We start from the raw sequence: 24,589 nt of genomic DNA on the forward strand, positions 1-24,589 counted from the left end.
TACCGGCTTCAGATTTCGTTGCTGCACGGGCAGCTGTTCAGCCAGGGGAGATGCGGCGACGCCACGGGACGCGAGCACTGAACGGTTCATGCCCTTGGTGTGCGGTGTCTCACATCCTGAGACGTGAGTGTGGTGCCATGTGACCCCTCGCAATCCGTCCCGGCTCCACTTTCCATGGCTTACGAACTCGCCAAGCGCACCGCCGATGCCGAGCAGAAGCTCGCCACCCGCGATGGCCTGCCCGCCCGCGACGGCGCACTGCTCAGTGCGCGCCTGCAGCGCCGCTACCAGGACCGCATCACCGGCAGCTTTGCCATTCCCGGCCGGGAAGGCCGCTATGCGCCCATTCCCGATTCGGTTCCGCCGGCCCTGGCTGCCGCGCTGAAGGCGCGGGGCATCGAGCAGCTCTACAGCCACCAGGCCGAGGCCTGGGAGGCCAGCCAGCGCGGCGAGCACGTGGCCATCGTCACCCCCACCGCCAGCGGCAAGTCGCTGTGCTACACCCTGCCGGTGGTCAGCGCGGCGATGCAGGACAAGGCCAAGGCGCTGTACCTGTTCCCGACCAAGGCGCTGGCCCAGGACCAGGTGGCCGAGCTGCTGGAGCTCAACCGCGCCGGCGATCTGGGGGTGAAGGCCTTCACCTTCGATGGCGACACCCCTGGCGATGCGCGGCAGGCCATCCGCCTGCACGGCGACATCGTGGTGTCCAACCCGGACATGCTGCACCAGGCCATCCTGCCGCATCACACCAAGTGGGCGCAGTTCTTCGAGAACCTGCGCTACATCGTCATCGACGAAGTGCATACCTACCGCGGCGTGTTTGGCAGCCACGTCACCAACGTGCTGCGCCGGCTCAAGCGCATCTGCGCGTTCTACGGCGTGCAACCGCAGTTCATCCTGTGCTCCGCCACCATCGGCAACCCGCAGGCCCATGCCGAGGCGCTGATCGAGGCACCGGTCACCGCCATCACCGAATCCGGCGCGCCCAGCGGGCCCAAGCAGGTGCTGCTGTGGAACCCGCCGGTGATCAATCCGGACCTGGGCCTGCGCGCCTCGGCACGCTCGCAGAGCAACCGCATCGCACGCATTGCGATCAAGTCCGGGCTGAAGACCCTGGTGTTCGCGCAGACCCGCTTGATGGTCGAGGTGCTGACCAAGTACCTGAAGGACATCTTCGACCACGACCCGCGCAAGCCGCCACGCATCCGCGCCTACCGCGGTGGCTACCTGCCCACCGAACGCCGCGAGACCGAGCGTGCGATGCGCGCGGGCAACATCGACGGCATCGTCAGCACCTCGGCGCTGGAGCTGGGCGTGGATATCGGCAGCCTGGACGTGGTCATCCTCAACGGCTACCCCGGCAGCGTGGCCGCCACCTGGCAGCGCTTCGGCCGCGCCGGCCGCCGCCAGCAGCCGGCGCTTGGGGTGATGGTGGCCAGTTCGCAGCCGCTGGATCAGTACGTGGTGCGGCACCCGGACTTCTTCGCCGAGGCCTCGCCCGAGCACGCGCGCATCGCGCCGGACCAGCCGCTGATCCTGTTCGACCATATCCGCTGCGCGGCCTTCGAGCTGCCGTTCCGGGTCGGCGACGGCTTCGGTCCGATCGATCCGGAAGTGTTCCTGGAAGCACTGGCAGAGACAGAAGTGATCCACCGTGAAGGCGAACGCTGGGAATGGATCGCCGACAGCTATCCGGCCAATGCGGTCAGCCTGCGTGCAGTGGCCGACGGCAATTTCGTGGTGGTCGACCGCAGCGACGGCCGCCAGCAGATCATCGCCGAGGTTGATTATTCCGCCGCCGCACTCACACTGTACGAAGGCGCCATCCACATGGTGCAGTCCACGCCCTATCAGGTGGAGACGCTGGACTGGGACGGCCGCAAGGCCTACGTCACCCGCACGCATGTGGATTACTACACCGACAGCATCGACTTCACCAAGCTCAAGGTGCTGGACCGTTTCGACGGCGGCGTGGCCGGGCGTGGCGATTCGCACCATGGCGAGGTGCACGTGGTGCGCCGCGTGGCCGGCTACAAGAAGATCCGCTACTACACCCACGAGAACATCGGCTACGGGCCGGTGAACCTGCCCGACCAGGAACTGCACACCACTGCGGTATGGTGGCAGCTGCCGCAGGCGCTGCTGCTGCGCGCGTTCGCCAGCAAGCAGGATGCGCTGGATGGCTTCCTCGGCGCCGCGTATGCGCTGCACATCGTCGCCACCGTAGCGGTGATGGCCGATGCGCGTGACCTGCAGAAGTCGGTCGGCAACGGCGATGGTTCCTGGTTCGCGATCGCCGACCAGAGCGGCCGCGGCCAGCTGCGCGGCAGCGAAGGTGATCCTGGTGTGGTGGAACTGCTGCAGGAGTTCGTACCCACCGTGTATCTGTACGACAACTTCCCCGGCGGCGTCGGCCTGAGCGAACCGCTGTGGCAGCGCCAGGCCGAGCTGGTGCAGCGCGCGCGCGAACTGGTGCAGCGCTGCGACTGCAAGGCCGGCTGCCCGGCCTGCGTGGGCCCGGTGCTGGCCGCGCAGGAAGAGGATGACACCTCGCCGCGCGCGCTGGCGCTGCGCGTGCTCGACCTGTTCGACGCCGAGGCCTGCCAGCATGTGCCCGACGTGGTGGTGACCGTGCGCGATCCGATGGAGCTGCTGGCACCGTGAGCCTGAGCCTGGACAAGCTACGCCTGCTGCGCAGGCAGGCCGGCGACCCGAAAGCGGCCACGCCGGCGGCGCCGGATGCAACGCCTGCGCCCCCCGCACCCGTGGCCGCCAACGATGCACGGCAACCACCGGCCGAGCGCTCGGTGTTCGCCTGGGTCGAACAGGAAATCCGCCACAAGCCGACTGGCGCAGCGGCGCCCGTTGCTGCACCGGCACCACTGCGCCGACCAGAGGTAGGCAGCCTGCATCGCCTGCTCGGCCTGCGCACGCGCGCCGGCGGTGCACCTGCACGGGCCAGCGCGCAGGATCGGCAGCTGCCCGGCGAGGAGATCGCACCGGGCTTGTTCCTGATCGAATCGCTGCAGCCGCAGGCGATTCCCGCGCAGCCACTGTCGCTGGACTTCGCCCGCCGCGATGGCGAGCACGTGGCCGCACGCGACCTGCTGTTCTTCGATACCGAGACCACCGGCCTGGCCGGCGGCACCGGCACCCGCGCCTTCATGATCGGGGCCGCCGACTGGCATGTGTGCCCGCAACGCGGCGAAGGCCTGCGCATCCGCCAGCTGCTGATGGCGACGATGGCCGCCGAGGACGCGATGCTGGCCACCTTCGCCCGCTGGCTGCAGCCGTCCACCGTGTTCTGCAGCTACAACGGCCGCAGCTACGATGCGCCGCTGCTGAAGGCGCGCTACCGGCTGGCCCGCCAGCGCTGCCCGATCAGCGCGTTGGATCACGTCGACCTGCTCTATCCGACCCGCCGCCGCTATCGGGGCACGTGGGAGAACTGCAAGCTGTCCACCATCGAACGCCAGCTGCTGCGCGTGGTGCGCGAGGACGACCTGCCCGGTTCTGAAGCGCCGGGCGCATGGCTGCGCTTCCTGCGCGGCGGCGACGCGGTGAACCTGCGCCGGGTGGCCGACCACAACCACCAGGACGTGGTGACCCTGGCCCTGCTGCTGCAGCGGCTGGTACGGGAAGAACAACGTGAGCGCGAAACCCTGGCGCTGGTCGGGCAGTAGGCGTTGACGCAGCCTGACGGTGGCAGCGGTGACACTGCCGCCACCATCCATGCCTGGAGCCCGACGATGCGCCTCAATCCCCTGGTCCTGCTCGCCATCCTGCCCTTGGCCGCCTGCAGTCACGCCGGCAGCAGCACCACCCACGATCCCGCGCCAGCGCCCGTGGCCGATGCCGCGCACGAATGCAGGCCGGAGGCACTGGATGCCTTCACCGGCAAGACCGCCGACGAAGCCACGATCAAGAAACTGGTGGCTGACAGCGGCGCGCGCGGTGCACGGGTGGTCAAGCCGGGCATGGCGGTGACCATGGACTTCCGCCAGGACCGCGTGACCGTGCAGGTGGATGCGCAGAACCGGATCGAGCGCGCCAGCTGCGGTTGATGTTCCCAGGGGGGTGCCGGCCAGCGGCCGGCACTACCGCTCAGAGTCGCTCGGCCTTGCCGCTGGCCAGTGCGCGCGCGATCACCTGCTGTGCCTGCTGCGATGCCTGCGCATGCACGCGTGCCTGGCGCTCGCCCAACGCGGCCTGTTGGCTGCCCAGTGCCGCCTGTCGGCTGGCCAGTTCAGACTGCTGGCTGGCCAGGCGCTGCATGTCACGTGTGCGGCCGGATTGCGCGGCCTCGCTGCGGGCTTCCTGCATTGCACGACGTGCCTCAGCGGCGGCCTCGCGTGCAGCCTCACTTGCAACGGCCATATCGCTGGTCGCACCACGCGCCGCCTTCGCTGCTTCTGCGGCGGCCTCACGATTGATGTCGTGGGCAGCCATCGCGCTACGCGCTACCTCAGCGGCGGCCAGCGCAAGGCGGCGTGACTCCTCGCCCTGCAGGCGGCCCATCTCACCCATCTGCCTGCCGAGTTCGCCCTGCTCGCGACCCAGCGCACTCTGCTGGCGGCCCAGTTCGCTCTGCTGGCGACCGAGGTCTGCGGCGCCGCTGTAGGCGCGCTGCAGGGTCTGGATCAGCATCGGGTCGCGTACCACATAGCGCTTGTCGCCCTGGCGGAACCACAGCGCCGGGCCCTTGCCGAGCTGCCTGCGGGCGACCGTCACGTCGTCCATGCCGCCATTGGCGAAGGTCGAATCGCCATCGACCAGCACGAAGGCCTCCGGCGGCGATTTGCTCAGGTCCAGGCGGCCGTAGGTGGTGATGGAGGTAGTGCGGGAGGTCGAATGTTGACTGTGCATGCCGGTATCGACGTCGACATCCGCATCCACGTCGACCGCCACATCCGCATCGTCCGGACCTGACAACGCCTCGACGTCAGCCGGCTCGGCGGGCGGCGCGGGCGCCACCGGCACGGCCGGAACGCGCGCGGCCGAAGGCGGTGCGGGCGGCGCCTTCGGCGGCGGCGGCACCACGGCCTTCGGCGCCGCAGGAGGCGCGGGCGGAGCCGGCGGCACCGGCGCTGCGACCAGCCGCATCGGCGCCACGCCCACCAGCACCACGGCGGCGGTCAGCGCCATCGCCAGGATGCGCGGGCAGGCCCGGCGCGGCTGCAGCGAAAGCAGGCGACGCTTGAGACTGGTGGTGCTCGGTGCGGCGCTGGCCACGCCCAGGTGCGGCTGCGGTGCCACGCCCAGCTGCAGCAGCAGGCGGCCATAGGCCTGGCGGCTCGCACCATGCTGGCCGACCACCGCTGCGTCCACCGCTTCTTCGCGGGCCTGTGCGTATTCGCGCACCGACAGGCGCAGCAGTGGGTGGAAGAAGAACAGGTGCTGGGCCAGTGCGGGCAGCAGGCCCCACTGCAGGTCACGCCGCTGCAGGTGCTGCAGTTCATGGGTCAGTGCCAGGTCCAGCGCATCACCCTGCAGGGCGTTATCGCCAGCCGGCAGCAGCAGCACCGGGCGGAACGGACCGACCAGCTGCGGTGCGTCCACCTGCGCGCTCATCCACAGCCGCGGTGCCGGGCGCACGCCGTGCGCATCCGAAGCCAGCTGCAGGGCCTGCACCAGTGCTTGGTCCTCGCAGGGATAGGCCGCTGCCAGCAGCGCACGGCAGCGGCGCCACTCACCGAAGGTACGCAGCACCATCAACACCACGCCGGACATCCACAGCGCGGCCAGCACGACAGCCCACCACGCCACCGCCGGTACGTCTGCGGCCGGCATCGGCATTGCAGCCAACAGCTGTGCCGAAGCTTCCGGGGCCAGCGGGTAGACCATCTCGGCGGCCACATCGGTCGCGCTCATCGCCGCCGCCTGCGGGGCCGGCAGCCAGGCCAGCTGCAGCGGCTGGCTCCAGAACAGGCCGAGCACGGCCTGCAGCGACACCAGCCACCACAGGCGGCAGCGAGTGGCCGCCGACAGCGACGGCAGCGCGCGGCATACGCCGTACACCAGGGCCACCAGCAGCACGGTCTGCAGGCTGGTCCAGCCCAGCCGTTCCAACATCGGGATCAGCATCGTGGTGTCCATGGCTCAGCCCTCGTGGCGGCGCGATTGGAGCTGGGCGACCAGCGCTTCCAGCTCGGCCAGCTCGTTGTCGCTGACCTGCTGGCGCTGCGACAGGTAGGCCACGAACGGCGACACCGAGCCCTGCAGGGTGTTGTCGACGAACTGCGCCACCGCGCCCTGCAGCACGCTCTCCGGGCCACGCGTGGCCTGGTAGCGGTAGACGCCATCCTGCTGCTGGCGCTGAAGATACCCCTTCGCCCGCAGCCGCTCCATCATCGTCAGCACGGTGGAGCGGGCCAGGCCACGGGCCTCGCCGTAGCCGCTGGCGACCTCGCCGACGCTGGCCGGCGCATGTTCATCGATGTACTGCAGCAGGGCCAGTTCCTGGTCCCCGATGGTCTTGCCACGCATGACACCACTCCCTTGACTACACGTGTCGTCACTGTCAGCTTGACGACAACTGTAGTCAACCCCCCGGAAGTCATGGGCCGACGAACGGTAGGGGGACGCCGCCCGGCTCAGTACTCCACCCGATACCCGATCGAGAAGGTCCGCCCTGCCGCCGGCAGGCTGGACATCTTCCCGTAGGTCGCCTCGGCCTGCTGGCCATAGACTGTGCGGTAGTCACGATCGGCCAGGTTGTAGATGCCGACACTGAAGCGGCCGCCTGCCAGCGGCAGCTCGCCGATCAGGTCGAATACCGCATAGCCGTGGATCTTCGCCGCCGGGGTAGCGCGGATGCTGGGACTGATCGCTGCGAGTGGCGCATCGCGCCAGGCACGATCGGTGCCGCCCACCACTTGTCCCTGCAAGCGCAGCAGGCTGTCATTGGCGAAGCGCCACTGCCCATGCACACCCGCCTTCAAGGGTGAAACGCGGAACGCATTGAGCTCACGCCAACGTCCGGCAGCATCGCGGTACTGGCCCCGGGTGCTGGCAAGGCTTGCGCCCAGCTCCAGCTGCGCCGTCGGTGTGTAGCGCAGGTTGGCCTCCACGCCCCACACGCGCTCATCGGTGTCGGCCACCGACACGCTGTAGTCGCGGTTGAACTGCACGGTCTTGTCCGAGCGGTTGTAGAACGCGGTCACCGCGCTCTGCAGCGATGCATCGCTGCGGCGCCAGCCCAGCTCATAGCTGTCGACCTTGATCGGGCCGACGTTGCGGCTGTCGATGACGAAGCTTGCCGGTACATCGCGCAGCATGCGCTGGGTGTCCGGCAGGCTGAAGCCCTGCGAGACGTTGGCGAACAGCTGTTGGGATGCATCCAGCCGGTACACCACGCCGGCATTGAACAGGGTCTGCGAGTGGCGCACGCGGCCGCCCCGCAGCAGGTGCGGCTGATACCCGGCAACGGCATCGGCGGTGATCGCTTCGGTGTAGGGAAGCGAGTCTTCTACGCGGTTGCGCAGGATATGGTGGCGCACGCCGGCCTGCACGCTGAAGCGCTCACTCAGCGAATGGTCGGCCTGCAGGAACAGGCCGGTGGTATCCACGCGCACGTCCGGCCCCATCGCGTACTGCGCGGTGGGCTGGTAGTCGAGACCGTTGCTGGCGATGAAGCGGTTGATGTCATACATCTGCCCGCGCTGGCTGTCCTGCTCGCGCTCGTGGTCCACGCCGTACGACAGCTGCAGGCTGCGGCCCGCCACGTCGAAACCCTTGTGCAGCGCTGTGCGCAGGCCCCACACATCGATATCGGTGTTGGACTGCATCGCCACATAGGCGAAGCCACCGCGCAGTGCCGGGTGCACCAGCGTCGACACCGACGGGAACCAGCGCCCCTGCTCGTTGCGGTAATAGGCTTCCACGCTCAGTTCCTGCCCGCCCAGTACATCGCGGTTGCGGTACTGCGCATTCACTCCCTGGTGCCGGGTACGTGGCTGCGCCTCCAGCTGCAGGCCGGGCAGCGCCTGGTGGCTGGGCGTGAATGCAGGGTTGAACAGCGCAGCCAGGCGCGGGCCATAGTCGGGGCCATGATCACTGTCCTGCTGATCGTCGAACCAGCGCACGCCCACGCTCAACTGCTGGCTGTCCGTCGGGGTCCAGTCAAAGCGCGCATTGAGTTCGCGGGTCTCGGTGTCCTGCCGATCGGTCTGCGCGATCTCCGGACCGATACGGCGGCCATGCGCATCCAGCGATGCGCCCTGCCGGCCATAGGCGAAGCCGAACGCGCCACTGAACTGATCGCCGCGCACGGTCATGGTCTGCGCTGCGTTCCAGGCCAGCGTGTCACTGGACAGATGCGAGGGACTGCGCAGGCCGAACTGGCTTGCCAGCTGGACCGGCTGATCGCCGGGCTGCAGGGTGATGATGTTGATGATGCCGCCACTGGCACCGGCGCCATACAGCGCGGTGGCGCCGGAGATCACCTCGATGCGCTCGATCATGGTCGGCGAGATGCTGTTGAGCTGGCGCGACCCATCGCGTGCGCCGGTCAACGGCACGCCATCGATCATCACCTGCACGCTGCGGCCCCGCATGGTCATGCCGTAGTTGCTGGTGGTCCCGCTGGCCGGCGCCAGCGACGGCACCAGCTGGCCGAGGATGTCGGCGGTGCTGCGCCCGGCGGTGATCTGCTGGGCAATCTGCTCGCGCTCGATGGCATACACGGTGCCGGCGATCTCGGCTACGCTGCGTGCGCCTCGCACGGCGGTGACACTCACCGCATCCAGTTGCCGGGTGCCAGCCGTAGCGGACGTATTCTGCGCCGCCAGCTGGCCACTGATGGCCAACGCCAGCATCGCCAGCGGAAGGGTTGCTGCGGTCTGCCGCATGGTGTCCTCGTTGCGTATCAGGGGGAATCGATAGGCGCTGCGAAGCGGCGCATCAGCGGCCGGCACAGCAGCAACCCGAGCGCCGAAACTGCCGCCAGCGCGATGTAGTAGATGGGGTAGCCCAGGCCCTTGGCGAGGAAGCCAGACAACGCGCCGCCGATGAAATTGACCAGCAGTTCGAAGCACACGAGCAGGGTGAAATCAGTGCCGGCCTGGGCACGCGAACTGACCCGCATGAACAGGGCATACAGGCTGGTCATCGCCACATAGCGCAGCGCCAGCAGCGCGATCACCAGCGCGCCCAGGCCCCACCGTGACGTCGCCATCGCACCGCTGTAAAGCATCAACGCCAGCAGTACATACAACACGGTGCGCCACCAGCCAGCGTGCATCAGCAACTGCTCGGCCCGGCGCTGCTTGAGCAACCAGGCGGCGGCCACCGCAGCCAGCATGCCGGTACCGGCACCACCCACCGAGATCAGCAGCCCGATCTCGGTCAGGCTGAACTGCTGGTCGACCAGCAGCGGATTGATCATCGCCATTGCGGGTGCTTCCACCAACCGATACAGCACGATCAGCAGCAGCGCCCAGCGCAGTTCGCGACGACGCAGCGCACGCAGGATGCTCGGCTGCGGCGCGTCGGGCCTGGCCGGCGTTTCGTTGATCTGCTGCACTGCCAGCAGGGTCAGTGCGCTCATTGCCGCCAGGCTCAGCAGGGCCACGCTCCAGCCGCGGGTTTCATACAGCCACAGCACACCGGCGCCACCGATCATGCTGCCCAGGGCCACGCCCACGCTCTGCGCCATGCTGCCCAGCCGGTGCTCGGCCGGCGCCAGCGCCTCCACGGTATAGCCGTCGATGGCGATGTCCTGGGTGGCGGCAATGGTCGAGATCCACATGCCGACCAGCACGAACACGACCAGGCCATGATCCAGGCCGGTGAACGCCAGCACCAGGATCCCGGCCAGCAGCAACAGTTGCGTCAGCCACAGCCAGCTGCGGCGGCGGCCGAGGGCGGGCAGGTGCCAGCGGTCGACCAGCGGCGCCCACAGGAACTTCAGCGCCCACGGCAGGTACAGCAGCGACAACATGCCGATCCAGCGCAGATCCACGCCCTGGCTGCGCAGGATGGCCGGTACCGCCACGTTGTAGAAATACAGGGGCAAGGCATGTGCCATGTACAGCGCGACGATCACACCCAGGCCGAATGGCGAAGCAGCGGTGCGCTCAGTGCGCATCGGCCTGCTCCAGGTGCTCGCCAATCCAGCGCATGCCCGCGCCGGCATCGGCGGTGACGAAGTACGGCACGGCCCAGGCCGCGTGCAGCGCCGGGGTGTCCAGCCGTTGCTGCTCGGCGGCATCGCTGGCGATGCGCACCAGGCCCCGGCAGTACTGCCGGAAGGCGGCCTTGTACTGCTTGTACCAGACCGCCTGCAGGGCACGGTAATCGTCGCAGAAGGTGGCACCGGGCGCGGTGCTGGCAACGAAGTAGAAGGGGCGGTGGGCATCGATCAGCGCCTGCACGCGGTCCAGCCAGTACCGGATCTGGTGCGCATCCACCGCGCCATGGAAGACGGCACGCAGCACCACCGCCTCGTTGATCACCAGACCCATCGCCATCGACCTTCTTGCTGAACAGGGGAAAGGGGCAGCGAGCCCCCGCAAATGAGAATAATTTGCAATACCATTGAAAGTTTAGGCGCGACGAAAGAAAATTTAGGCACGACAGCATTCGCGGGTGCCTTGCATGCAGGTCTATTCCTGCGCCGAACTGATGAGCGCCGCCCACGCGCTGGGCGGCCGGGTCGACTTTGAATCGGGCCTCCCCGATGCGCTGCCGGTGCTGGCCGGCTGGCAGCAGGTGCAGTCGATGGACAGCGGCCTGGTGCTCTACCTCAGCCGCAGCCAGGACATGGTCGGCGGCCGCAGCCAGAACTGCCTGCCTGCGGGCCTCACCGCCAGCTTCCTGCTGCAGGGGCAGGCCGAAGTGGTCATCGCCAACCAGCGCCTGCAGATGGACAGCCGGCGGACCGGGAGCCCGGCGATGCTGGTCCACCTTCGTGAGGAGGAAGCGTTCCAGCGCCATTGGCAGGCGGGTCGCGAGGAAACCAAGGTCAGCCTGCACCTCGGCCGGGACTGGTTGTCGCGCCAGCTCGATGGTATTGCGTCGGCCGGACTCACCCGCCTGCGACTGAGCCACGCACGCAACCAGGCGTGGCAACCGCCAGCGCCACTGCTGCGGCGGGCCGCAGCGTTGTTCGGGGCGGAAACGGCGGAGCCGCCTCTGCTGGCCAACCTGCAACGCGAGAGCTTTGCGCTGGAAGTCGCGGCCAGCGTGGTTCGATCCGTGATCGCCGAACGCGAGGCGCCTGCCCCCAGCGCACATCTGCGGCGTTGCGTGGACCAGTTGCAACAGTGGCTGCAGAGCGGCGAAGCCGATGGCCTGACCATCAACCAGATGGCGCGCAGGCTGGGGACCAACGCCGTCGACCTGCAAAGCACCTTCCAGCAGCTGCACGGCAGCAGCATCGCCGCCTGGCTGCGTGCACTGCGCCTGCAACGGGCGCACGATGCCCTGCTGCAACGACGGGTGTCAGTGGACGTGGCGGCCAGCGTGGCCGGGTACGCCCATACCAGCAGCTTCAGTGCCGCGTTCAAGCGGCAGTTCGGAAGGTCTCCTTCCCGGATCCGCTAGCCGCAGCAGGCACGTCCCGCGCGCACAACCAGTACCTGCCTCGCAGCGCAGGTACTGCTTAAACCTTTTGCGCACCCGCTGCATCCGATCCTCGACGCCCCGCCGGAATCCCGCATGTTCCGCCCAACGCTTCGAGTCGTGCTCATGCTCATCACTGCCCTGCCCTTCGCCGCCATCTCCGCCAGCCAGGACCAGGCCAACGAGCAGACCCGCCGCCTGATCCGCCAGATCATGCTGGAGCAGCGCATTCCCGGGCTGCAGGTCGCGGTGATCAAAGACGGGCAGATCGTGTTGTCCGAGGCCTACGGTCTGGCCAATGTCGAGAACGGTGTGCTCGCCTCGCACGACACCCGCTTTCCGCTCAATTCGGCCACCAAGGCGTTTACCGGCGTGGCTGCCGCGCAGCTGGCCCAGCAGGGGCAGCTGGATCTGGACGCGCCGACCTCGCGTTACCTGGATGATCTTCCGGCAGCGTGGCGAGACGTACGCGTACGCCAGTTGCTTGCGCATACCTCAGGCCTTCCGGACATCCTTGATGCGAATGGGCTGTTGGGCGGTGGCTCCGAAGCGCAGGCGTGGACAGCCGTCACTGCGCGGCCGGTCGAAGCCGTACCCGGGCAGCGCTTCGCCTACAACCAGACCAACTACGTACTGCTGGCACGGATCATCGCGCAGCAATCCGGCATGCCCTACGAACGCTTCCTCGCCACCCGCCAGTTCAGCAGCGCGCGCATGGCGCGCACCACCTTCGGCGACAGCTACGACCTGATCCCGGATGTGGCGACGATGTACAGCCTGGCCCCGCGTGCCACCGACGCAGCCGATGCACCGCCGCGCCTGCCGCACTGGTTCTACGACATTCCGCCTTCACTGTGGGCCGGTGGTGGCATCCTCACCACCGCCGATGACACCGCACGCTGGCTGGTCGCGTTGACCGACGGGCGCCTGCTTCAGGATGCACCTCGGAAGAGGATGTGGACCGCAGAGCGCCTCACCGATGGCCGTGCCGGCCCATGGGCGGGCGGCTGGCCGGTGCTGCGCGCATCGCCCGACCTGCAGGTGGCCGGCATCGGTGGCGCGCGATCGGCCTTCATCGTCTACCCCGACCGCGGCGTGGCGGTGGTGGTGCTGACCAATCTGGTCGGTGCCAATCCACAGCAGTTCATTCCGCGCATTGCCGATCTCTATGCGCCTGCGGTGACCGTGCCCTGAGGCTGCCGGCCAGCGGCCGGCACTACCGGAGCATCGGCCGCGCCGACGGCCATTTCCGGCAGAATCGGTGCGTCAGCCGTGCGGCCCGCCCATCACCGGCAGGATCACCCCGCTGATGTAACTGGCACAGACCGGCGAAGCCAGGAACACATAGGCGGGCGACAGTTCTTCGGGTTGTGCGGGCCGCCCCATGTCACTGTCCTTGCCGAACTCCGCAACATCTTCGGCCTGCTTGTCGGCGGGGTTCAACGGCGTCCACACCGGCCCCGGCGCCACGCAGTTGACCCGGATGCCACGTGGCAGCAGCTGGCTGGCCAGCGCCTTGGTGAACGCATGGATCGCGCCCTTGGTGGCCGAGTAGTCGATCAGCGCCTTGCTGCCGAAGATTCCCGTTTCCGATCCTGTGTTGATGATGCTGGCACCCTCGCCCAGGTGCGGCAGCACCGCGCGCGCCATCTGGATGTAACCGCCGATGTTGGTCTGCAGGGTTTCCTGCAGATGCGCGTCTTCCAGGTCTTCCAGCCGCTCGCAATGCAGCTGGAACGCGGCGTTGTTGACCAGGATGTCGATGCCGCCGAACGCCTTGGCCACCTGCTTGACCGCCTTGTTGCAGAAGCGCGGATCGCGCACGTCACCGGCGATCACCACGCAGCGACCGCCTTCGCGCTCCACGTGCTGGCGGGTGATGTCCGCGTCCTCGGCCTCGTCCAAATGCAGTACCGCCACATCGGCGCCTTCGCGTGCGAACAGTACTGCCACCGCACGGCCGATACCAGAATCGCCACCGGTGATGATCGCGCGCATGCCCTGCAGCTTGCCGCTGCCGGCGTAGTCCGGTGCAAGGAAACGCGGCGCCAGCTCCAGTTCGTGTTCATGCCCAGGCTTGGCCAGCTGCTGCGCCGGCATCGCCTCCGGCTGACGGCGTGCGCCTGCCTGGGTCGCGGTCTTCTTTGTTGCCTTCTTGGTTGCCTTCTTGGCCGCGCGGGCGTCCTTGGCCTTCTCCTGGTCCTGCAGGCGCCGCTGCCGGGCCGCGACGCGCGCTGCCCGCGGATCGCTGGCGGCCGCCTTGCGGGTTGCGGTCTTCACCACCCGTGGGCGATCGGGGTCGGCGACGGTCTTGGTTGCGGTGCTGCCTTTGCGCACCTTCGGCGTTGCCTTGCGGCGGGCGGGGGTCTTCTTGGCGGTGGCCATGCAGGTCTCCTCGGGGGGAATGGGGTTGCCGGCCAGCGGCCGGCACTACCCGGGGCGGCATCCGCCGCGCCTGCAGTGTCTCCACCTATGCTGTTGGCGGCAGTGAGCGCACCGTGTCCACGATGTGCACGGTATTCATTCCGCCACCACGTGCGACGTCGCACGCTGCACGCAACCACACAAGGAACGCCACCATGAAACATGCCATCGCCACCACCGCCGTCTGCTTCGCCCTCGCCGCCTGCAGCAGCACACCGATGGCCCAGGTGCAGCCGATCGACGGCGTGATTTCCGGACAGTGCCACAGCGACATGGTGCGCGGCGCACTGGGCTTGGCCGCTTCGGACGCCACCGTGGCCCGCGCACGCGTGGACAGCGACAGCCTGCATGTGCGGGTGCTGCGCCATGACGGTCCGCGGGTACCGCCGGCCAGCGAAGGCGGCGACCGCCTGACCATCGAAAAGGGCCGCACCAACAACATCACCGCGATCTACTGCGGCTGAGCCTGCGCGCCCTGCGCAGCACGCGCAGGGTGGCCTGTTCCCATTGGCGCGGCCCACGCAGGCCGGCCAGCTTCGCCAGTTCACCGCGCTCCCAGCCGGCGAACACGCACGGGTCGATGTAGGCCTTGCGGCACACCGCCGGGGTATTGCCCAGCAGCGATGCCACTTCGCACACCACCGCGCGCTGCGCCTGCGCCAGCGCGCGCTGACTGGCCGGTTCCGGCAGTTCGGTGGCGGCAAACGCCTGCACCGCCGCCACCGTGCCACCCCAGGTGCGGAAATCCTTGGCAGTGAAGTCCTCGCCCATCGCCTCGCGCAGGTAGTCGTTCACCGCGCCGGAATCCACCGGCTGCAGCGCACCGTCATCATCGCGGTACTGGAACAGCGCCTGCCCCGGCAGCTGCTGCAGGCGCCGCACCAGCAGCCCCAGCCTGCGGTCGCCCACGGTCACCTCCTGCAGCTGCCCGGACTTGCCGCGGAAGCGCATGCGCACCCGGCCGCCGCGCAGCAGCTCCAGATGGCGGTTGCGCAGCGTGGTCAGTCCGAACGAACGGTTCTGTTGTGCATAGGTTTCATTGCCGACCCGCACCAGGGTGTCCGCCAACAGCGCCACCACCATGGCCAGCACCTTTTCCTGCGGAAACCCAGGTCGCTTGAGATCCCGCGACAACCGCCGCCGCAGCGTGGGCAAGGCCTCGCCAAAGGCGATGATGCGGTCGAACTTGCCGGCGTCGCGCTCCTTGGCCCAGTCGGCGTGGTAGCGGTACTGCTTGCGTCCGCGTGCATCGCGGCCGGTGGCCTGCAGGTGGCCGTTGGCGTGGGCGCAGATCCATACGGCGGTATACGCCGGCGGAATCGCCAGCGCACGGATGCGTTGCAGGGTGGTGGCGTCGCGTATCGCGTGACCATCGGCATCGCGGTAGCTGAAACCCTTGCCGGCGCGGCGCCGGCTGATGCCCGGCTGGGTGTCATCGACATAGCGCAGGCCGGCCGCGCGCGCGGCCTGTCGTTCGGGGGTGGAGGGGGTAGGCATGTCGGTAGTGTCGCCGTCGCCATGCCGCGATCCTGTCGATAACACAAGACAAACACGTGAGGGCCGGTTCGCCGCTATGCTCGGGTCTTCACAACCCCTTCCGGAGTCATGATGTCGTTCCCGATTCGCGCCCGTTCGCTCTCCGCCCTGTTGCTGCCGGCCGTGCTGGCGCTGACCGCCTGCCAGGCACCGGCGCTGGATGAACAGGATTCGGCCACGGCCCACGCCCAGCAGGCCGCCGAAGCCGCCAAGGCGCCGGCCGACGAAGCCGGCAAGGCCACCGAGGCTCCGCCGGTCGGCACCTGCGATGCCAGCCAGGTGCAGAGCCTGGTCGGCCAGACCTATACCGACGCGCTGGGCAAGCAGGCGCAGGAAGATGCCGGCGCCAACCAGGTGCGCGTGCTCAAGCCCAACGACGTGGCCACGATGGAGTTCCTCGGCGACCGCCTGAACATCGAAGTGGACGCCAAGGGCGCCGTCAGCGGCGCGCGCTGCGGCTGAGTCCGGCCCCGCGCCGGCACTGGGTTGCCGGCGCGTTCTGTTGCACCTGCAACCGTGTATTGCGGCGTTGCAGCAACCTGTGATCTAGTCGAGGCATCCGGTGGCCTCACGATGCGCTCCAGGGATTGAGCGGGCTTGAGTGTCCCCGTTCAATTCATTCCGCATCGAGGTAGAGATGGCCCCCCGCAACCGCCAAGGGCTTTACGACCCGCGCTCCGAGCGCGATGCCTGTGGATTTGGCATGGTCGCCCAGCTCGACGATCAACCATCGCGCCTGTTGGTTGATACCGCCATCGCCGCGCTTTCGCGCATGACCCACCGTGGCGGTGTCGCCGCAGATGGCCTGACCGGCGATGGCTGCGGCCTGCTGCTGCGCCGCCCCGATGCGTTCCTGAAACTGCTGGCCAGCGAAGCCGGCATCGCGGTCGCTGCGCGTTTCGCCGCCGGCCTGGTGTTCCTGCCACACGACGCCGACGCGGCGCAGGCCTGCCGCGCGCAGCTGCAGGCGCAGGTGGAAGCGGTCGGCTGCAAGGTCGCCGGCTGGCGCGAGGTGCCCACCGATGACAGCGTCTGCGGCCAGCTGGCGCGCGACACGCTGCCGCGCATCGAGCAGGTGTTCGTCGACGCCGGCATCGGCCAGGACGATGCCGGCTTCGCGCTGGCGCTGTTCCTGGCCCGTCGCCGCAGCGAACAGCAGCTGCGCGAACACGCCGACTTCTACGTCACCACCCTCACCCCGGATGCGATCAGCTACAAGGGCATGGTGCTGCCGGACAAGCTCAGCCGCTTCTTCCCGGACCTGCAGCGCCGCGAGCTGGCCTCCAGCGCGATCGTGTTCCACCAGCGCTTCTCCACCAACACGCTGCCGCGCTGGCCGCTGGCGCACCCGTTCCGCATGCTCGCCCACAATGGCGAGATCAACACCATCGAAGGCAACCGGCGCTGGGCGCAGGCGCGCAGCAAGGTGTGGAAGACGCCGCGCTTCGATATCGGTGAATTCGACCCCGTCATCTCCATGCACGGCTCTGACTCGCAGAGCCTGGACAACATGCTGGAACTGATGGTGGCCGGTGGCATGGAGCTGATCCAGGCGCTGCGCATCCTGGTGCCGCCGGCCACCCAGTCGCTCGAATTCAAGGATCCGGACCTGGCCGCCTTCTACGAGTTCCATGGGCTCAACAGCGAGCCGTGGGATGGCCCGGCCGGCATCGTCGCCTGCGACAGCCGCTACGCCGTATGTACCCTCGACCGCAACGGGCTGCGCCCGGCGCGCTGGATGCTGACCGCCGACCGCCACTTCCTGGTTGCCTCCGAAGCGGGTGTGTGGGAAGTGCCGACCGAGCGCGTGGTGCGCAAGGGCAAGCTCGGCCCCGGCGAAATGGTGGCCATCGATCTCAAGCGCGGTGACCTGCTCGACTCCGATGCGGTGGATCGCATCAACCGCGGTCGCGCGCCGTACAAGCAATGGCTGCAGCAGGGCGTGACCTACCTGCAGACCGAACTGATCGATCCCTCGCTGGTGGAGGAACCCTTCGACGAAGGCACGCTGCGCAGCTACCACAAGCTCTACCAGCTCAGCAGCGAGGAAGTGGAACAGGTGCTGCGGCCGCTGGCCGAGACCGAGCAGGAAGCCACTGGCTCGATGGGCGACGACACGCCGATGGCGGTGCTGAGCCAGCGCAGCCGTCCGCTCTATGACTACTTCCGCCAGGCGTTCGCGCAGGTCACCAACCCGCCGATCGATCCGCTGCGCGAAGACTGCGCGATGTCGCTGTCCACCCAGCTCGGCAGGGAGACCAACATCTTCCACGCCGGCCCGGAGACGGTGAACCACGTCATCCTCAACTCGCCGGTACTGAGCCAGCGCAAGCTGCGCCAGCTGCTGAAGATGGACCAGTACGTGCAGGCCAACCGCCTGCTGGACCTGTCCTACAGCGAAGACGAGGGCCTGCGCGCCGGCATCGAGCGCATCTGTGCCGAGGCCGAACAGGCCGCGCGCGAGGGTATGGTGATGCTGCTGCTGTCCGACCGCTACCCGGTGGCCGGGCGGCCGATGGTGCATGCCCTGCTCGCCACCAGCGCCATCCACCACCACCTCTCGCGGCTGGGCCTGCGCTGCGACGTGAATCTCATCGTCGAGACCGGCACCGCGCGCGACCCGCACCACATGGCCTGCCTGCTCGGCTTCGGCGCTACCGCGGTGTACCCGTACCTGGCCTACCAGACCCTGTTCGACCTGGGCCGACGCGGCATCCTCAAGCTCAGCAAGGGCGGTGAGCAGTCGCAGATCGGCCGCCGCTACCGCAAGGGCGTCTACAAGGGCCTGTCGAAGATCATCTCGAAGATGGGCATCTGTACCGTGGCCAGCTACCGCGGCGCGCAGCTGTTCGAGATCATCGGCCTGGAACCGGAAGTCGTGGACCTGTGCTTCCCGGATACCGCTTCGCGCATCGGTGGTGCCGGTTTCGCGCGCCTGGATGCCGACGCACGCGAGCTGTGCGCGCAGGCCTGGGATGCGCAGCAGGACGTGAATGTCGGCGGCCTGCTGAAGTACGTGCACGGCGGCGAGTACCACATGTACAACCCGGACGTGGTGACCACCCTGCAGCGCGCGGCGCGCAGCGGCGATCCGCGTGCCTGGCAGCAGTACTGCGATGCCGTGCACGCGCGTCCGCCGTCGGCACTGCGCGACCTGCTGGAACTGGTGCCGGCCGCTGCGCCGACACCACTCGATGACGTGGCACCGGCCAGCGAGCTGTTCCCGCGCTTCGATACCGCGGCGATCAGCCTGGGTGCACTGTCCCCTGAGGCACACGAGGCGCTGGCGATTGCGATGAATCGCCTCGGTGGTCGCAGCAATTCCGGCGAAGGCGGCGAAGATCCCGCACGCTATGGCACCGCGCGGCGCAGCAAGATCAAGCAGGTGGCCTCGGGCCGCTTCGGCGTCACTGCCGAATACCTGGTCAACGCCGAAGTGCTGCAGATCAAGGTCGCGCAGGGCGCCAAGCCCGGCGAAGGCGGCCAGCTACCTGGGCACAAGGTCAACGAGCTGATCGCGCGGCTGCGCTACGCGCGTCCAGGCATCGGCCTGATCTCGCCGCCGCCGCACCACGACATCTATTCGATCGAAGACCTGGCGCAGCTGATCTACGACCTCAAGCAGGTCAACCCGACCGCGCTGGTGTCGGTGAAGCTGGTCAGCCATGCCGGCGTCGGCACGATTGCCGCCGGCGTGGTCAAGGCCGGTGCGGACCTGATCACCATTTCCGGCCATGACGGCGGCACCGGCGCCTCGCCGGTCAGCTCGATCCGTTATGCCGGCGTGCCGTGGGAACTGGGCGTGGCCGAAGCGCACCAGGCGCTGCTGGCCAACGATCTGCGCGGGCGCACCCTGCTGCAGACCGACGGCGGCCTGAAGACCGGCCTGGACGTAGTCAAGGCCGCGCTGCTGGGCGCGGACAGCTTCGGCTTCGGCACCGCGCCGATGATCGTGCTGGGCTGCAAGTACCTGCGCATCTGCCACCTCAACAACTGCGCCACCGGCGTGGCCACCCAGGACGAGCGCCTGCGCGAGAACCACTTCACGGGCCAGCCCGAGCGCGTGGAGAATTTCTTCCGCCTGCTGGCCGAGGAAGTGCGTGGCTGGCTGTCGTACCTGGGTGCGCGTTCGCTGGAAGAAATCGTAGGCCGCACCGACCTGCTGCGGCAGATCGAGGCCGCACCGCGCGACGGCGTGCGCGTTGACCTGTCGCGCCTGCTGGCCGATGCGCGCTACGAAGGCAGCCACTGCGCGGCGCAGCGCCTGTACGAATCGCCGGACAGCCTGGCCACGCAGATGGATGGCCTGCTGGCGCCGGCCATCGAGCACAAGCGCGGTGGCGAGCATCGCTTCCTGATCCACAACACCGACCGCAGCATCGGTACCCGCCTGGCCGGTGCGGTGGCGCGCGCTCATGGCAACCAGGGCATGGCCGAAGCGCCGCTGGAACTGCGCTTCCGCGGTAGTGCCGGGCAGAGCTTCGGTGCGTTCAACGTCGGTGGCCTGCACCTGGAAGTGGAAGGCGAAGCCAACGACTACGTCGGCAAGGGCATGGCCGGGGGCCGCCTGGTGGTGCGGCCGCCGCGCGGCGCCCGCTTCGAGGCGCGCAGCACCGCCATCATCGGCAACACCTGCCTGTACGGTGCCACCGGCGGTGAACTGTTCGCTGCCGGTCGTGCCGGCGAGCGCTTCGCGGTGCGCAATTCCGGCGCGCTGGCGGTGATCGAAGGGGCCGGTGACCACTGCTGCGAGTACATGACCGATGGCGTGGTGCTGGTGCTGGGCAAGGTCGGCCTGAACTTCGGCGCCGGTTTCACCGGTGGCCTGGCCTACGTGCTGGACGTGGACCGCGATTTCGTCGACCGCTACAACCACGAGCTGATCGACATCCATCGCGTGTCCGCCGAAGGCTTCGAGAACTACCGCCAGCACCTGCACCGCCTGATCGGTCGCCATCGCGAACTGACCGGCAGCATCTGGGCGCAGCAGATCCTGGACGAGTTCCGCGATTACATCGGCAAGTTCTGGCTGGTCAAACCCAAGGCCGCCAGCATCGAGTCGCTGACCGAAACCCTGCGCCGCGCTGCGTGATGTTTTCCGGTTGTGCCGGCCGCTGGCCGGCAACGTTCCCTCCCGCATTCCAGAGCCCGCCATGAGCCGCAAGCACGCCTTCCAGTTCCTCGACCTGCCCCGCACCATGCCGCAGCGCATCCCGGTGGAACTGCGCACGTCCGGCGATTGGGGCGAGCTGTACGGAAAGTTCGGCAAGGAAGATGCCCAGTACCAGGCCGGTCGCTGCCTGGATTGCGGCAACCCGTACTGCAGCTGGAAGTGCCCGGTGCACAACGCCATTCCGCAGTGGCTGCAGCTGGTGCAGGAGAACCGCATCCACGAAGCGGCCACGCTGTGCCACAGCACCAACCCGCTGCCGGAGGTGTGCGGCCGGGTCTGCCCGCAGGATCGCCTGTGCGAGGGCAGCTGCACGCTGGAAGAGTTCGGTGCGGTCACCATCGGGGCGGTGGAGAAGTACATCGTCGATACCGCGCTGGCCAGCGGGTGGCGTCCAGACCTGGCTGCGGTGCAGCCGACCGGCCACAGCGTGGCGGTGATTGGCGCCGGCCCCGCCGGCCTGGCCTGTGCCGATCGCCTGGCGCGGGCCGGCATCGCCGCGGTGGTCTACGACCGCTATGAGCAGATCGGCGGCCTGCTGCAGTTCGGCATTCCCAGCTTCAAGCTGGACAAGGACGTGATCCACCGCCGCCGCGAAGTGCTGGAGGGCATGGGCGTGCAGTTCCGCCTCGGCGTGGAGATCGGCCGTGACCTGAGCGTGCAGCAGCTGCTGGACAGCCACGACGCGGTGTTCGTCGGCACCGGCGCCTACCGCTACACCGATGGTGGCCTCGACGGCCAGGACCTGAAGGGCGTGCTGCCGGCCCTGCCGTTCCTGGTGCAGAACAGCCGCATCGTTGGCGGCGATGATCCGAAGGGCCGGCCGATTGCCGGCTGGGAAGACACCATTGCCCTGCCCGACCTCAACGGCAAGCGCGTGGTGGTGCTCGGTGGCGGCGATACCGGCATGGACTGCGTGCGCAGCGCGGTGCGGCTGGGCGCGGCCAAGGTCACCTGTGCCTATCGCCGCGACGAAGCCAACATGCCCGGCAGCGCGCGCGAAGTGGCCAATGCCCGCGAAGAAGGCGTGCGCTTCCTGTTCAACCGGCAGCCGCTGTCGATCGAAGCCGGCGCCGACGATGAAGTGATCGGCGTGACCGTAGTCGAAACCCGGCTGGGCGAGCCCGATGCCAACGGCCGCCAGAACGCCGTGCCGATCGAAGGCAGTGAATCGCTGCTGGAAGCGGACGTGGTGATCATCGCCTTCGGCTTCTCGCCGAGCGTGCCGGCGTGGCTGGCCGAGCTGGGCGTGGAAGGCCAGTCCAACGGACGCATCGTGGCCGGCGGCAAGGACCGCCTGCCATTCCAGACCGCGCATCCGCGCCTGTTCGCCGGTGGTGACGCGGTGCGCGGTGCTGACCTGGTGGTGACCGCCGTGGCCGAAGGACGCGATGCCGCCGCCAGCATCGTGCGGCTACTGGCCCACTGAGTCCGGTACCAGCAATGCCGCCAGCAGCGCCCGCAGTGCGTGCGGCTCCACCGGCTTGGCCAGGAAGTGGTCGATGCCAGCCGCACGACAGGCTTCGCGGGTGCTTTCCATCACACTGGCGGTGAGCGCGATGATCGGCACCTGCGCACGCGCCGGGCAGGCATCGGCACGGATCGCCCGTGCCAGCGCGAAGCCATCCATGCCCGGCATGTGGCAATCGGTGATGACCAGGTCGAACGGCTGCGCCTGCCATGCTTCAAGCGCCGACCGTCCATCGGTACAGGCGTGGACCTGCAACCCGAGCGCACACAGGTGCTGCTCCAGCAGATGCAGGTTGGTGGGATGGTCTTCAGCCATCAGCACGCGCGCCGCCGGCAATGGACGCTCGTCCGCACCCGCCGCCGCGGGCGCGGCCACGGGTGCCTCACAGGCATGCAGGTCCAGATCCAGCCACACCGTGGTGCCCTTCCCGGGCGAACTGCGCAGCTGCAGCTCCGCCGCCATCGAGATCGCCAGCTCGCGGCAGATCGCCAGGCCCAACCCACTGCCGCCGAAGCGCCGCGTGGTCGAGCGCTCCGCCTGGGTATAGGCAGCGAACACCGCCTGCTGGCGCTCCTCGCTGATGCCCACGCCGCTGTCGCTCACCTGCAGGCGCAGCCGCTGGCCCCAGTCACATTGCTGCAGTACCTGCACCTGCAGTTCCACGTGGCCCTGCCGGGTGAACTTCAATGCGTTGCCGGCCAGGTTGAACAGGATCTGGCGCAGGCGCAGGCCATCGGCCAGCGATCCCGGCTGCATCTCCGGATCAAGCACCACCTGCAGGTGCAGGCCTCGGCTGGCGGCCACCGGCATCAGCAGCTGCTGCACCGCGCGCACCAGTGCCGCCAGGTCGGTGGGCCGCAGCTGCAGTGGTGCGCCTTCCAGGCGTTGGCGGTGCAGTACATCGTCGAGGATCTGCCGCAGCATCCGCGCGGCATCATCGACGGTAGCCAGCACCTGCTGCTGGCGCGGCTCCAGCCTGCTGCCCGCCAGCCGTTCGAGCATGCCCAGCAGCGTGCTCATCGGGGTGCGGATCTCGTGGCTCATCGTTGCCAGGAAGTGCGCCTTGGCCTGTGCCGCCTGCTCGGCCTCGCGGCGCGCTTCGGCCAGCGCGCGGGTACGTGACTGCACCTCACTGACGTCGATCCAGTAGCCGCTCCACTCGACGTCGCTGTCGTCGCAGGACAACGGCCGCCCATGCGAGCGCACCCATCGCCAGCCCTGTGGCGAGCGGGTGCGGAAGGTGACGTCGATCGGGCCACGCGCCAATGCAGCCATCTCGACGCAGGCCATCACCTGGTTGCGGTCATCCGGGTGGACCGCGGCCAACAACCGCTGGTGATCGATCCGCGCGGTCTCCACGCTGATTCCGAACAGTGCCTGCACGTCCCCGGCGATCTGCGGAAAGCTGTAGTGGCCGCCCGCCGAACGACGCGCCTGGTAGACCACCGCCGGCAGGTTCGCGGTCACCTCCTGCAGGCGCTGCTCCACCCCTCGGCGGCGCACGCTCTCGCGATGGACCCGCCAGTAGCCGAAGGCATGGACCAGCGCCAGGGCGAGCAGGATCAGCGAGGCCGGCACCAGCCAGCGCAGGGGCGACGATGACGGAGCATTGCGCGGCCGGTCGGGCAGCCAGGCCGCGCGGATCTGATCGCGTTCGGTGTCGGTCAGCTGCGACAGCGCCTGTTCGAAGCCGGCGATGACATCGGCGCAGGCGGGCGTGGTCGCCAGCACCAGGGCATCATCGAAACCGGCCGGCGCGGCGATCAGCAGTGCATCGCCCTGGTAGCGGCGCAACGCCGCCTCGACGTCGCCGAGGTTGGCGACCACCGCATCGATCAATCCGGTACCCAGCAGCGGGAGTGCATCGTCCAGCGCTGCCGGTGGCAGCAGCTGTGCACCGGCTGCCTGCTCGGCCAGCAGCCCCTGCAGCGGCACCCGGCTGGGGCTGGCCACGGTGCGTCCACGCAGATCTTCCAGGCCCAGCACCGGCGGCGCATCCTCCCGGCGCACGATCACCTGTGGCAGTTGCAGGTAGGGCGTGCTGACCACCCATCCGGCAGGCAGTTGCGAGCGTGGCCATCCCAGCAGCGCCTGAGTGCCGGCCGGCAGCTCGTCCCGGTCCACGCTGGTGGCCGGCACGGGCAACAGCTGCAGTGGCCGTTGCCCGCCCAGCAGCTTCAGGTACGCCGCGCCAAGCCCCCGGGCTTCGCCCTGTTCGCTGGACGACAAAGGAGCCCGGTCGGACGGCCAGGCGATGCGCAGCGGTGTGCTGCAGCCCGTGGCGGAGGCCGCGGCAGGCAGCAGCAGGCTGGCCATGACAGCAACGGCTGCCGGGAAGCCGGCGACATTCACGGTAGGCATCCTCATCTCGCGGGCGGAAGGAACGGCCGCGCTGCGGTACCGCTGCCTGCCACGCTATCGACGCG

17 protein-coding genes are annotated in these 24,589 nt (G+C 68.5%); 9 read left to right on the forward strand and 8 right to left on the reverse strand.

Annotated features, from left to right (window positions below; translation table 11 throughout):
• The first annotated feature begins 174 nt into the window (after nucleotides 1-174).
• From V3B25_RS15285 to V3B25_RS15295, 3 genes are all read left to right on the forward strand, one after another.
• Complete coding sequence (locus V3B25_RS15285) at nucleotides 175-2,664, forward strand: DEAD/DEAH box helicase (protein WP_329810932.1); 2,490 nt, start codon at nucleotides 175-177, stop codon at nucleotides 2,662-2,664.
• Entirely contained in the window at nucleotides 2,661-3,683 is a 1,023-nt protein-coding gene (locus V3B25_RS15290) for a ribonuclease H-like domain-containing protein (protein WP_329810933.1), read from the forward strand. Before V3B25_RS15285 ends, V3B25_RS15290 begins: the two co-directional genes overlap by 4 nt.
• Nucleotides 3,684-3,749: 66 nt before the next feature.
• Nucleotides 3,750-4,064, forward strand: coding sequence for an I78 family peptidase inhibitor (locus V3B25_RS15295; RefSeq protein WP_088023101.1), 315 nt, complete (start codon nucleotides 3,750-3,752; stop codon nucleotides 4,062-4,064).
• A 40-nt stretch (nucleotides 4,065-4,104) separates the two neighbouring features.
• On the opposite strand, the gene V3B25_RS15300 is transcribed toward V3B25_RS15295, so the two are convergent.
• The 5 genes from V3B25_RS15300 to V3B25_RS15320 form a co-directional block, all read right to left on the reverse strand.
• Complete coding sequence (locus V3B25_RS15300) at nucleotides 4,105-6,096, reverse strand: M56 family metallopeptidase (RefSeq protein WP_329810934.1); 1,992 nt, start codon at nucleotides 6,094-6,096, stop codon at nucleotides 4,105-4,107.
• A 3-nt stretch (nucleotides 6,097-6,099) separates the two neighbouring features.
• Nucleotides 6,100-6,486 (reverse strand): BlaI/MecI/CopY family transcriptional regulator, encoded by a 387-nt coding sequence (locus V3B25_RS15305; RefSeq protein WP_180855496.1) that lies wholly within the window; start codon nucleotides 6,484-6,486, stop codon nucleotides 6,100-6,102.
• A gap of 107 nt (nucleotides 6,487-6,593) precedes the next feature.
• Nucleotides 6,594-8,849 carry a TonB-dependent receptor gene (locus tag V3B25_RS15310; protein ID WP_329810935.1) on the reverse strand — a complete coding sequence of 752 codons (2,256 nt, stop codon included), beginning with the start codon at nucleotides 8,847-8,849 and terminating at the stop codon, nucleotides 6,594-6,596.
• Nucleotides 8,850-8,866: 17 nt separating this feature from the next.
• Nucleotides 8,867-10,087, reverse strand: a complete 1,221-nt coding sequence (locus tag V3B25_RS15315) for an MFS transporter (protein WP_329810936.1) — start codon at nucleotides 10,085-10,087, stop codon at nucleotides 8,867-8,869.
• Nucleotides 10,077-10,469 carry a hypothetical protein gene (locus tag V3B25_RS15320; RefSeq protein ID WP_223224697.1) on the reverse strand — a complete coding sequence of 131 codons (393 nt, stop codon included), beginning with the start codon at nucleotides 10,467-10,469 and terminating at the stop codon, nucleotides 10,077-10,079. Before V3B25_RS15320 ends, V3B25_RS15315 begins: the two co-directional genes overlap by 11 nt.
• A 127-nt stretch (nucleotides 10,470-10,596) precedes the next feature.
• On the opposite strand from V3B25_RS15320, the gene V3B25_RS15325 reads away from it, so the two are divergent.
• Entirely contained in the window at nucleotides 10,597-11,544 is a 948-nt protein-coding gene (locus tag V3B25_RS15325; RefSeq protein WP_154351865.1) for an AraC family transcriptional regulator, read from the forward strand.
• 144 nt (nucleotides 11,545-11,688) lie between these two features.
• Nucleotides 11,689-12,756: a serine hydrolase domain-containing protein gene (locus V3B25_RS15330; protein WP_329810937.1), complete on the forward strand. Its 1,068-nt coding sequence runs from the start codon at nucleotides 11,689-11,691 to the stop codon at nucleotides 12,754-12,756.
• Nucleotides 12,757-12,828: 72 nt separating this feature from the next.
• Here the strand turns inward: V3B25_RS15330 and V3B25_RS15335 are convergent, their stop codons facing one another.
• Nucleotides 12,829-13,947 (reverse strand): SDR family oxidoreductase, encoded by a 1,119-nt coding sequence (locus V3B25_RS15335; protein ID WP_329810938.1) that lies wholly within the window; start codon nucleotides 13,945-13,947, stop codon nucleotides 12,829-12,831.
• Nucleotides 13,948-14,141: 194 nt separating this feature from the next.
• On the opposite strand from V3B25_RS15335, the gene V3B25_RS15340 reads away from it, so the two are divergent.
• Complete coding sequence (locus V3B25_RS15340; protein ID WP_004153470.1) at nucleotides 14,142-14,450, forward strand: hypothetical protein; 309 nt, start codon at nucleotides 14,142-14,144, stop codon at nucleotides 14,448-14,450.
• On the opposite strand, the gene V3B25_RS15345 is transcribed toward V3B25_RS15340, so the two are convergent.
• Entirely contained in the window at nucleotides 14,428-15,483 is a 1,056-nt protein-coding gene (locus V3B25_RS15345) for a DNA topoisomerase IB (RefSeq protein ID WP_329810939.1), read from the reverse strand. The genes V3B25_RS15340 and V3B25_RS15345 overlap by 23 nt on opposite strands.
• Before the next feature lie 111 nt (nucleotides 15,484-15,594).
• On the opposite strand from V3B25_RS15345, the gene V3B25_RS15350 reads away from it, so the two are divergent.
• From V3B25_RS15350 to V3B25_RS15360, 3 genes are all read left to right on the forward strand, one after another.
• Entirely contained in the window at nucleotides 15,595-15,984 is a 390-nt protein-coding gene (locus V3B25_RS15350) for an I78 family peptidase inhibitor (protein ID WP_004133799.1), read from the forward strand.
• 175 nt (nucleotides 15,985-16,159) lie between these two features.
• Nucleotides 16,160-20,614 carry a glutamate synthase large subunit gene (gltB, locus tag V3B25_RS15355; RefSeq protein WP_329810940.1) on the forward strand — a complete coding sequence of 1,485 codons (4,455 nt, stop codon included), beginning with the start codon at nucleotides 16,160-16,162 and terminating at the stop codon, nucleotides 20,612-20,614.
• 61 nt (nucleotides 20,615-20,675) lie between these two features.
• Nucleotides 20,676-22,121 (forward strand): FAD-dependent oxidoreductase, encoded by a 1,446-nt coding sequence (locus V3B25_RS15360; protein WP_329810941.1) that lies wholly within the window; start codon nucleotides 20,676-20,678, stop codon nucleotides 22,119-22,121.
• Here V3B25_RS15360 and V3B25_RS15365 read toward each other — a convergent pair.
• Nucleotides 22,107-24,515 carry an ATP-binding protein gene (locus V3B25_RS15365; protein ID WP_329810954.1) on the reverse strand — a complete coding sequence of 803 codons (2,409 nt, stop codon included), beginning with the start codon at nucleotides 24,513-24,515 and terminating at the stop codon, nucleotides 22,107-22,109. The two genes, V3B25_RS15360 and V3B25_RS15365, sit on opposite strands and share 15 nt — an antisense overlap.
• Nucleotides 24,516-24,589: the final 74 nt, after the last annotated feature.

Source organism: Stenotrophomonas sp. SMYL8, assembly GCF_036320065.1.
Taxonomy (GTDB): Bacteria; Pseudomonadota; Gammaproteobacteria; order Xanthomonadales; family Xanthomonadaceae; genus Stenotrophomonas; species Stenotrophomonas maltophilia_A.